This is a genomic window from Streptococcus sinensis (assembly GCF_000767835.1).
Classification (GTDB): domain Bacteria; phylum Bacillota; class Bacilli; order Lactobacillales; family Streptococcaceae; genus Streptococcus; species Streptococcus sinensis.
Genome location: NZ_JPEN01000109.1, coordinates 40714 through 50287 on the forward strand (window position 1 = coordinate 40714; position 9574 = coordinate 50287).

The 9574-nt window shown below is 41.3% G+C and carries 12 protein-coding genes and 2 pseudogenes; 3 read left to right on the plus strand and 11 right to left on the minus strand.

Annotated features, from left to right (window positions below; all coding sequences use genetic code 11):
• Positions 1 to 8: 8 nt before the first annotated feature.
• The 7 genes from ruvX to SSIN_RS09350 form a co-directional block, all read right to left on the minus strand.
• Complete coding sequence (ruvX, locus tag SSIN_RS09320) at positions 9 to 428, minus strand: Holliday junction resolvase RuvX (RefSeq protein WP_037618291.1); 420 nt, start codon at positions 426 to 428, stop codon at positions 9 to 11.
• On the minus strand, positions 428 to 694 hold the full coding sequence (locus tag SSIN_RS09325; RefSeq protein WP_005592119.1) for an IreB family regulatory phosphoprotein: 267 nt from the start codon (positions 692 to 694) through the stop codon (positions 428 to 430). Before SSIN_RS09325 ends, ruvX begins: the two co-directional genes overlap by 1 nt.
• Positions 695 to 861: 167 nt before the next feature.
• On the minus strand, positions 862 to 1419 hold the full coding sequence (locus tag SSIN_RS09330; RefSeq protein ID WP_037618293.1) for an SP0191 family lipoprotein: 558 nt from the start codon (positions 1417 to 1419) through the stop codon (positions 862 to 864).
• Between the two features lie 89 nt (positions 1420 to 1508).
• Positions 1509 to 2075 (minus strand): SP0191 family lipoprotein, encoded by a 567-nt coding sequence (locus tag SSIN_RS09335; protein WP_037618295.1) that lies wholly within the window; start codon positions 2073 to 2075, stop codon positions 1509 to 1511.
• A gap of 183 nt (positions 2076 to 2258) precedes the next feature.
• Positions 2259 to 2657 (minus strand): transcriptional regulator Spx, encoded by a 399-nt coding sequence (gene spx, locus SSIN_RS09340; RefSeq protein WP_037618297.1) that lies wholly within the window; start codon positions 2655 to 2657, stop codon positions 2259 to 2261.
• Between the two features lie 85 nt (positions 2658 to 2742).
• Positions 2743 to 3891: a recombinase RecA gene (recA, locus tag SSIN_RS09345; protein ID WP_037618299.1), complete on the minus strand. Its 1149-nt coding sequence runs from the start codon at positions 3889 to 3891 to the stop codon at positions 2743 to 2745.
• 54 nt (positions 3892 to 3945) lie between these two features.
• On the minus strand, positions 3946 to 5202 hold the full coding sequence (locus SSIN_RS09350; RefSeq protein WP_037618301.1) for a competence/damage-inducible protein A: 1257 nt from the start codon (positions 5200 to 5202) through the stop codon (positions 3946 to 3948).
• Between the two features lie 268 nt (positions 5203 to 5470).
• On the opposite strand from SSIN_RS09350, the gene SSIN_RS09355 reads away from it, so the two are divergent.
• Positions 5471 to 5881, plus strand: coding sequence for a helix-turn-helix domain-containing protein (locus tag SSIN_RS09355; protein ID WP_037618303.1), 411 nt, complete (start codon positions 5471 to 5473; stop codon positions 5879 to 5881).
• 43 nt (positions 5882 to 5924) lie between these two features.
• On the opposite strand, the gene SSIN_RS09360 is transcribed toward SSIN_RS09355, so the two are convergent.
• The 4 genes and pseudogenes from SSIN_RS09360 to ruvA form a co-directional block, all read right to left on the minus strand.
• Positions 5925 to 6482: a GNAT family N-acetyltransferase gene (locus tag SSIN_RS09360; RefSeq protein ID WP_037618307.1), complete on the minus strand. Its 558-nt coding sequence runs from the start codon at positions 6480 to 6482 to the stop codon at positions 5925 to 5927.
• 71 nt (positions 6483 to 6553) lie between these two features.
• Positions 6554 to 7214: pseudogene (locus SSIN_RS09365) on the minus strand (CPBP family glutamic-type intramembrane protease).
• 4 nt (positions 7215 to 7218) lie between these two features.
• Positions 7219 to 7773, minus strand: a complete 555-nt coding sequence (locus SSIN_RS09370) for a DNA-3-methyladenine glycosylase I (RefSeq protein ID WP_037618310.1) — start codon at positions 7771 to 7773, stop codon at positions 7219 to 7221.
• 10 nt (positions 7774 to 7783) lie between these two features.
• The gene (gene ruvA / locus SSIN_RS09375; protein WP_037618313.1) at positions 7784 to 8374 is read right to left on the minus strand and encodes a Holliday junction branch migration protein RuvA; all 591 of its coding nucleotides are present in this window, start codon (positions 8372 to 8374) and stop codon (positions 7784 to 7786) included.
• A 169-nt stretch (positions 8375 to 8543) separates the two neighbouring features.
• Between ruvA and SSIN_RS09380 the strand changes: the two are divergent.
• Positions 8544 to 9047: pseudogene (locus tag SSIN_RS09380) on the plus strand (helix-turn-helix domain-containing protein).
• The coding region (locus SSIN_RS09385) for an RDD family protein (protein WP_084578640.1) at positions 9031 to 9574 on the plus strand (544 nt) is incomplete at its 3' end. The pseudogene SSIN_RS09380 and the gene SSIN_RS09385, both read left to right, overlap by 17 nt.

The window sequence follows — 9574 nt, forward strand, 5'->3', positions numbered from 1 at the left end:
AGTTCTTTCTAAAAGTTTCGATCCAAATAATTCTGTAAAATCAGCTGAGCAGCCAACTTATCAATCACTTTTTTTCGCTTGCTGCGGCTAATATCTGCCTGCTCAATCAGCATGCGCTCCGCCGCTACCGTCGTCAGACGCTCATCCTGATAGTCTACCGGGATTTGAAAAAGCTTTGCAATTTTTTCACCATAGGCTCTACTAGCATCCACTCGCGGACCGCTGGTATTATTCATATTTTTTGGCAAACCAATTACAAACTTATCCACCTTGTATTGCTCGACAAGTTCCGTCAAACGCTCAAAACCAAACTGCTCCTTTTCCTCATTAATCTGAATAATTTCAAGTCCCTGAGCAGTAAAACCGAGTGGATCACTAATCGCAACACCCACCGTTTTTGAGCCGACATCCAGTCCCATAATTCTCATCAGAGGTCGATGCCTTGCCCTTTCAGATAATAACGCACTAATTCTTCTACGATTTCATCTCGTTCATATTTACGAATCTGATTCCGAGCATTATTATAACGAGGCACATAAGCAGGATCGCCACTCAGTACGTAGCCTACGATTTGATTGATTGGATTGTATCCTTTGTCATTGAGCGACTTGTAGACATCGGTCAAAGTCTCGCTAATTTCTTTTTTATTTGAATCATCAAGATTAAAACGTACAGTTTCATCTGTAAATCCCACAATTACACCCTCTTTCTTTAGAATATTACTATTATAGCATATTTACAGGCTTTTCACAAATTTAATTAACGTTAATTTTCTATTTTTTCAGCATTTTCTAACTGTTTTCCATATGACCAGTTCAAAAAAACCAGCCCTTTTTCAAAGGCTAGTTTTCATCAGCAGAATTAGGATGGATTTGCGACTTCCTTGCCACCTTCATCTTTAAATGACTTGATAAACTCTTCCGGCGTCTGAGACTTCATTTGAGTAAAGAGTTGTCCATAAGTAGGGATCTTAGCAGCAGCATCGTAATCAAGATTTGTAGGATCAATAATAAATTCAATATTTACAACACCTTGTTCAGTAATGTCCACCTTAACTTCAATGCCTTTGACCTTTTCAAGCTTATCCACTCCAGCACCCTGTTTAATTGTGGAAATCAACTCGTCTTTTAGTGAAGACAGATCCTGATTAGCCAAGAATTCCTTGCTTTCCTCCGGCAAGTTTTGGTCAATACGAATGTTGACCTTTTCATATTTCTTGCCTTTGTATGTAACTGTCAATGTCATCGTTTGATCAAGGCCTTCTACTTTCTGATCTAACTGATAAGATTTTGTAACTGAAGCCTCCTTGCCCGCATTTTGAGAAGATTGATTGCCACCAGACTGCCCGCCATTTGATTGTTGACTGCAAGCTGTCAGCACCGCCAAACTAGCTACTAAAAGAATGAATGATTTTTTCATTTCTTTTCTCCTTTTAAAATTTTTATTACATTGTTGACAAAACATACAAATACGCAAAAGACTTCCATCAACTGCTCAAGATGGAAGTTTTATTGTTGCTCCTCGGCTCCGTTCATCAGTAAATTATTGATGTATTCCTCAGGAGACATTTTTTCCATTCCCTTTAAATCAACATTTTTAAAATAAGACATTGAAGAAGCTTTCTCAATATCCAACTTTTCGAAATCATAGGTGGATGTGATATTTAGTTCATCTTCATTCGCAATGACTACCGAACTTGTAAAACCTGAAACCGTCTTAGCCTGAGCATATTCTTCATCTTTAGCAACCGACTCATCCAAGTACTTTTGAGCTTGCTCTATACCAACTTCTTTGATGGCCTCTTTTAGCTCTCCTTCAGTCGGCACAATCTTCTCCATCACAACCGTCAAAAAGCGCTTCCCTTGATAAGTTATCGTTTGACTTGACTGAGATCCTTTCTCATCTTTGGGAAATACTAGTTTCTTTGTAATAATTTCTTGTTGCTCAGCATTGTTGATAATCGGAAGATTGGTAGTGATATCTTCTTTATTTCCCTTTGCTTTTTCTTCTTTTTTCTGTCCACATCCTGTCAATATAAGCGTTACAAGCCCCAGGACGAGTAAAATTTTTTTCATGGCAAGTCTCCTCAAGTATTATTCTATCACAGTTCCGCTACATGTCAATTATTTTCCAGTAAATTCAATATAAAAATATATTTGAAACAATAACCGTTTAATATCGTTCAGTTCTCTCCTTAGCTAATGTAGAAAACTCCACGCAAGAAAGGGGCAACTTTAAACAGTCCCCCTTTTTTCATGTTAGAGCGCAGCTCGCAGACGAGCTTCAGCGTTTTCTACGTTTCGTACAGACCGCGGCAAGAAAGCACGAATATCGTCTTCCTTATAGCCTACTTGGAGACGCTTATCATCCAGCAAAATCGGACTTTTCAGAATCCGCGGTGTTGTCATGATAATATCAATCACTTCATTGACACTGAGGTCTTCAATGTCAACACCAAGTCCTTTCGCATAACGATTTTTTGAAGATACAATGCTAGCAATTCCATTTTCAGTTTTTGCTAAAATATCTAAGATTTCTTCCTTAGTAATCCCTTCCTTCCCAAGGTTTTGCTCCTTGTAAGTCAGCTGATGTGCGTTTAGCCAGGTTTTTGCTTTTTTACAACTAGTACAACTTGAGACAGTATAGATTGTAATCATGTAAGTGCTCCTTTCGCTACGCGATACTATTATCATAGTATATTATACCACAAAAACCATCGGTCTTGCGACCTATTTTGAAAAATTATTCCTCAATTTCAATGGCATCATCTAAATCAAGAGTCACTTCTTCCAGTTTTTCCACAGGAGTTTCAATCTTACCTTGAGCTACTTCTGCTGACTCATCGACTTCAATCAAACCGTAACGTACACGGACTTGACGGTCAATTTCGTCAAAAACCTCTGGATGATCAGCCAAGTATTTCTTGGCATTTTCAGAACCTTGGCCAATCTTTTCATCATTGTAGGAGTACCAAGCACCAGCTTTTTTTATGATATCCAAATCAGTCGCAATCTTAATCAACTCACCTGTCTTAGAAATACCTTCTCCGTACATGATTTCCACGAAGGCTTCTTTGAATGGCGGAGCTACCTTATTTTTAACAACCTTGATCTTGGTTTCTTTACCAACGTTGGTATCCTTCTCATCACCAGTGCCCTTGATTTGAGTATTACCACGGACATCCAAACGGACAGAAGCATAGAACTTCAGTGCACGGCCACCTGGCGTCGTTTCAGGATTTCCGAACATGACACCAACTTTTTCGCGTAACTGGTTGATGAAGATTGCGATTGTCTTGGTTTTGTTGATAGAGGCTGACAATTTGCGCATGGCTTGGCTCATCATCCGAGCCTGCAATCCGACGTGGCTATCACCGATATCTCCGTCGATTTCTGCACGCGGTACCAGAGCAGCCACCGAGTCGATGACCACCAAATCAACCGCTCCAGAGTCAATCAGCTTGCCAGCAATTTCAAGCCCCTGTTCTCCAGAGTCAGGTTGAGACAGCAGCAACTCATCAATATTTACCCCCAAAGCCGCAGCGTATGACGGATCCAAAGCGTGCTCTGCATCGATAAAGGCTGCGATACCGCCTTCTTTTTGAGCTTGAGCAACAGCGTGGAGAGCAACTGTGGTCTTACCAGAAGACTCTGGACCGTAAATTTCAATAATCCGTCCTTTAGGATAGCCACCCGCACCAAGGGCGATATCCAAAGCTAGAGAGCCTGAACTCATGACTTGAACTTTTTGCTCAGCTCGCTCGCCCAGACGCATAATAGCGCCCTTACCAAAGTCTTTTTCAATGTTCTTCAGGGCATTATCCAAGGCTTTTTGGCGCTCATCGCCGAATTTCTTTGTGATTTCATCTAATTTTTTTTGTTTCTTTGCCATTTATTTCTCCTGTTTTAAAATAATCTTTTGAGCATCTTTACATTATATCAAAAATCAGTTCTTTAATAAAGTTTTTCGTACGAGGTTGAAGGCGTGCATGACGGCAATCTTCCGCACATCACGTCGGCTACGGCCAGCAATATTGACTTCAATAATTTCCGTTCCAGTCGTAGTGGCTAAGCCGATAAAAACGGTCCCAGCTGGATGGCCTTCCAGTGAGTCTGGACCAGCCACGCCTGTCAAGCTAATAGCCATGTCGCTTTGTGTCAGCTTTCTGGTCTGCTCTGCCATTTTTTCAGCTGTAAAAGCGGAAACAACGCCGTGCTTCTCTAGATCTGCCAGCGGAATATCCAGCATCCGGCTCTTTTCCTCCATGCTGTAGGTGACGAAGCCACCTGAAAAAATGGAAGAGGCTCCAGCAAAATCAGCCAAGGTTGCCTGAAAGAGACCAGCTGTGAGACTCTCCGCCGCTGAAATTGACTTGCCTTGACTCTTGAGCAAGTCAAAGGCAACTTGAGCAAGCGAATTGTCGTCCCCATAACCGTAGAAAACCTCAGACAAGGGCTGCCCCTCGAAAGTCTCATGAGCCAAAATAGACTTTTCCACAGCCTCAAACTTGGCATCTGCTTCTGCCTGACTCAGAGCCTTGGTAGACAGTCGCAAGGTGACCTCTCCTGTCTTTGCATAAGGCGCAATGGTCGGATCGCTTTGACAATCAATCATTTCTGCTAAAATGGTCACTAGCTGACTCTCACCGATGCCAAAAAAGCGCAGCACCCGTGAAAACAGCTTTTGACCTGTGGAAAGTAGCGGAATTAGTTCGTTATTGACCATAGGCTTAAGCTCGCTAGGAGGACCTGGCAGAACTACATAGGTCACTCCGTCAACTTCTAGCAAGCCACCAACAGCGAGACCTGTTGCATTTTGTAAAGGAGTTGAGCCTGTAAGCAACTGAGCCTGACGCTCATTGTTGGGCGTTCGAGTATAATCCGGACGGCTGGCAAAAAAACGGTCTAGCTTCTCCACAGCCTCTGGATCAAAACTCAGCTCCCGCCCTACAAACTTGGCCAAGGTCTGCTTGGTCAAATCATCCTCTGTTGGCCCCAAGCCTCCTGTTAGGACAATTAAATCACTGCGCTCTTTGGCAATTTCTAGGACAGAGAGAAGACGGTTTTCATTGTCTCCCACTGCTGTCTGAAAATAGACATCAATTCCTAGACTCGCTAGCTTTTCAGATAAAAATTGGGCATTGGTATTGACAATCTGACCTGTTAGAATCTCTGTGCCCACAGCAATAATTTCTGCTTTCATAGAACCTCCTACCTTACTATTCGGAATTGGCTTTATTTTATCACAAAAAAGAGCAAAAAAGTTGATTTTCATTTCAGGAAATAAAAAGAGCTGTCAACTTTATTGACAAACTTGTCAACATCCTGTGGAAAACTTTTAAAAAGCTGTTTGTTATGGAGAATAACTGGATTGTTAGGCAGATACTATTGGCAAAGAAGATTTTTCTTTTTATAATAAAAATGAAAAAAGTAAAGAAAAACTCATTTATTTCGTTAGAAAGGGAATCATCATGAAAATTTCTCAAGTTCTCAAAGACATCCGTCAACAACATCAACTCACTCAGGAAGCCTTGGCGGAAAAACTCAAGGTTTCCCGCTCTGCCATTGCTCGCTGGGAAAGCGGAAAAGGAATCCCCGATATTGGCAACTTGATAGCTATCAGCCGCGAGTTTGATCTCAGTCTGGACCAGCTCATCAAGGAGGATGAGCGCTTGGAGAAAAAGGTCATTGAAGACAGTAAGGCTAAGAAATGGCACTATTTAGTCATTTTCTATCTCTTCTCCGCTTTGGTTGAGATTGCTATTTTTGCTTATTTGCACCATATCTTTATGGCGGGCTTCCTCATCTCCACCCTCTTTATGCTCTTCTATGAGCTGCGCATCTTTATCAAGGAAAAGATTTGGATGCAAAAAGAGGAGTAAGAATATTCACAGGGTATAGAAAAAGCCTAGACAAGATATTTGTCTAGGTTTCTTTCTCGTCATTCTTTAACTTACTTTCGTAGCGTAGACGGATGGTCGGCTCTCCTCGAAGGCTCAATCCCGCCTTTTCCCACATCAGGGTCATCCCAATTTTTTCTAAAACTCCTTGACTAGCAAGATTAGGCTTAGTCGTGTGGGCAAGAAATATCTTTATCCCAGGCATTTTCTGAACCAATTCTTTCAAGGCTAAGGCTGCTTCAGTAGCGTAGCCTTTTCTGTGATAGTTAGCATTGACAGTATAGCCTATTTCCGCTGTTTCTTGTTCTGTATCTATTCGAAGAGAGATATTGCCAATTAGTTTACCTTCAGATTTCAACTCGATACCGTAGCGACCCAAAGGAGCGCTTAAATTATATAAAACAAGACTCTCTCGACTCTCTTCTATGCTTTGGTGCTCTGGATAATCATATTTTAATAATTCTCCATCTGAAGTATATTCATGATAATCCAACAAATCATCCATAGTCATGGGACGTAGGAGGAGACGCTCCGTCTCCAAGATACGATTCTCTGCTAAATATACTAAGACTCTATTATCCATCCTTCATTTCCTTTCTGAATAATCTTAAAAATGACTAGAACACAATATCTTCTTTTTATTGACTTAGCAGTCTACTGGCTTATTGAAAAAATTGTAATCACAAAAGCAATGATATTGTTACAACAATGGAGGGCAATTGGATACCAGATATTTTTGTCCTTTCTCAGATACAGAAGGGATAGAAGAAGGCCCCCAGCAACATAGGAAATGGCTGTCACCCACTCTGACAGGGCCCAGCTGTGCATATGAAGGGTAGCAAATAGAAAGGTTGTTAACACAATACCTATCCAGTTAGAGAATTTTTCCAAGAAGGTGCCCAGGAAAAAGCGACGGAAGAAAAACTCCTCAACGATTGGGCCAATAAAGCAGCCGATAAGCAAGATTAGAAAGGGATTTTTCAACAAGGCACCTTGAATATTGGCTTCATTCTGCCCCTGCAATGGCAAGTCCCAAACTCTGTTTAATGAAACCTGAAAGTAGATTGCAGGCAATTGACAAGAGAAAAACAAAGACCATATACAAGGAAATTGTTTTTAGAAATTCCTTCTTCTTCGTCAGAATCAAGGCTAGCTGCTCCTTTAATTCTTCACGATAAGCTAAGATTCCCAAGATAAATAAAAGTAAATAAACTGGGTAAATCAACCAATTTATCCCAAGCAGTTGCAAGCCTCTACCTAGGAATAAGATCGTATAGAGGGTGATAAAAATAAGGAGAAATTTTCTTGTTTTCATTGGTCTACTTCCAGTCACAATCATTTTCATGATCATTGATAAGGCCAGCTGCTTCTAGGAATGAATAGACACAAACTGGACCGACAAATTTAAAGCCTTGCTTTTTCAGCGCCTTGGACATGGTTTCTGATAGCTCAGTTTTAGTTGGGGCTTCCTTGTAGTCCAAAATTTCATTGTCAATCGTTTTGAAATCTACAAAGGACCAAATATAGTCATTAAAGGAGCCAAACTGCTTTTGAACAGCCAAAAAAGCTTGGGCATTAGCCCTGGTCGCATAAATTTTCATCTTGTTACGAATAATATCAGGATTGCCTAACAAACCATCTAGATCTGCATCTGTCATCTGAGCAATTTTCTGGGCATCGTAGAAATGAAAAGCTTCCCGAAAAGCTTGGCGTTTATTCAGAATGGTTTCCCAAGAAAGTCCGGCCTGATAGGTCTCCATGCAGAGCAGTTCAAATAATTTCTGATCATCATGGAGGGGCTTGCCCCACTCCTCATCATGATAGGCCACATACAAGGAGTTGTTCATTTTTACCCAGCCGCAGCGTTTGGTCATATTCCCTCTCCTATTTTACCAACATCTTGAGAGCAGACTTGATATAGTTTTCAGCTGTATCCGTTGTTCCTTCAAAGAATTTCTTAATTTTCTTAAGTTCAGCAGCCTTGTAGCCCAGAGCCAGCATGGCTTCCATAGCTTCCTCCAGCTCCTGATTATCCACAGTCTGGACAGGCGCCTTGCTTTTTGCCGGACCATCCGCCGCGACTACTTTGCCCTCTAAGTCCAGCACCATCTGCTGGGCTGTCTTCTTGCCAATCTTAGGAAACTTGGTCAGATAGGTGATATTTTTCTGCTCAATGGCCTGTACTAAGCCAGCATTATCATCAGCCGCAATAATTGCCAGAGCAGACACTGGGCCAATACCTGAGACTGAAATCAAGCTGAGAAAGAGTTGCTTCTCCTCCTCTGAGCGAAAGCCATAAAGCAGCTGCGCATCCTCACGGACAACTTGATGTACATAAATTTGAGTTTCTTGGTTGACCAGACTTGAGTAAGCATAGGGATTGGCCACATGAAGAATATAGCCGATAGAGTTGACTTCCAATACGATGTACTTGGCTGTAATTTTGCTGATGATTCCTTTAAAATATTCGTACATAATCTTCCTTCTTTTTGTATCATTTTGCCTATCTAGTATATCATATTTTTGGTCTAGAAACTGCAAATAGAAGTGCAACCAGTGGTTGACAAAATGTACAGGAAGCTGTATTCTAAAGATAACTAAAAGCTGTTAGGATAGAGTTAGCAAAGAAAAGGAGGCTGCGAACATGAAACTCGCCGATAAATTATTTGGACTAAGAAAAGAAAAAGGCTGGTCACAAGAAAAACTGGCTGAACAGATCAATGTCTCTCGCCAGAGCATTTCCAAGTGGGAATCTGGCCAAGCACTGCCCGAGCTGGAAAAAATTGTAGAACTGAGCAAGATTTTCTAGGTGACGACAGATTATCTACTTTTAGAAGAAAATGACAAGCCGGAAATAAAACCCGTCCTCTCAAAAGACGAAAAAGACCGCTACTATAAGCAAGTAAAATCTTATGGCTTCTGGCATATTTTGTATATTCTTGTATCAGCCTTGGCTATTTATCTCTTTTCCGCAGGTTCTATCTTTCCAGCAAAATTCACTGTCCTGGTCTGGTTAACTTTTTTCCTCCTAGTCGCATCAGCAATGGCTATTAACAAGGCGCTAAAGATTAAGGAAAAGTATCTGGACAAGGTTATCGGCTTTGATGATTCTAAAAAAGAAGATGCTAAAGATGAAACTAAAAACTGACAATCCCATACCCGTCAAAACTCGTCTGAAAGAACTCTTTGGCGACTGGCTCTTCATCTCGGGCTACCTCATTGCTCTTTTTTTACTAGCTATGGGTCTTTACTATCTGATTCTAGGAGACATTCCTGTATTCACTGAAGCCCAGAGCCAGCTTCTGGCTTTTTCTACCTCAGTCCTGCCTCTAACTATCATCTTTGCTTGGCTAGACTATCGAAAAGGCAGTTTTGGCAAGTGTTGGGCAGGTTTACAGTTGGTTTACAAATATAGGAGCCTTTCCCACAGCCTTTTGCGCTCTGCTATCAAGTTTTTCCCTTGGCAACTGGGACATATGGGAGCTATCCGTAGTGCTTATCAAGCAGATACCCTGTCAATTTTCTTGTCAACTTCAGCAGGGATTCTATTTTTAAGTTTTTTGCTGATGGGACTGCTTCGCAAGGACAAACGTCATCCAGCTGATTTGCTTGCTGGAACACAAGTTCAGCTCAAAAATTCAAAACAGAGTCTGGGACAAAAGTCCGACCTCAAAT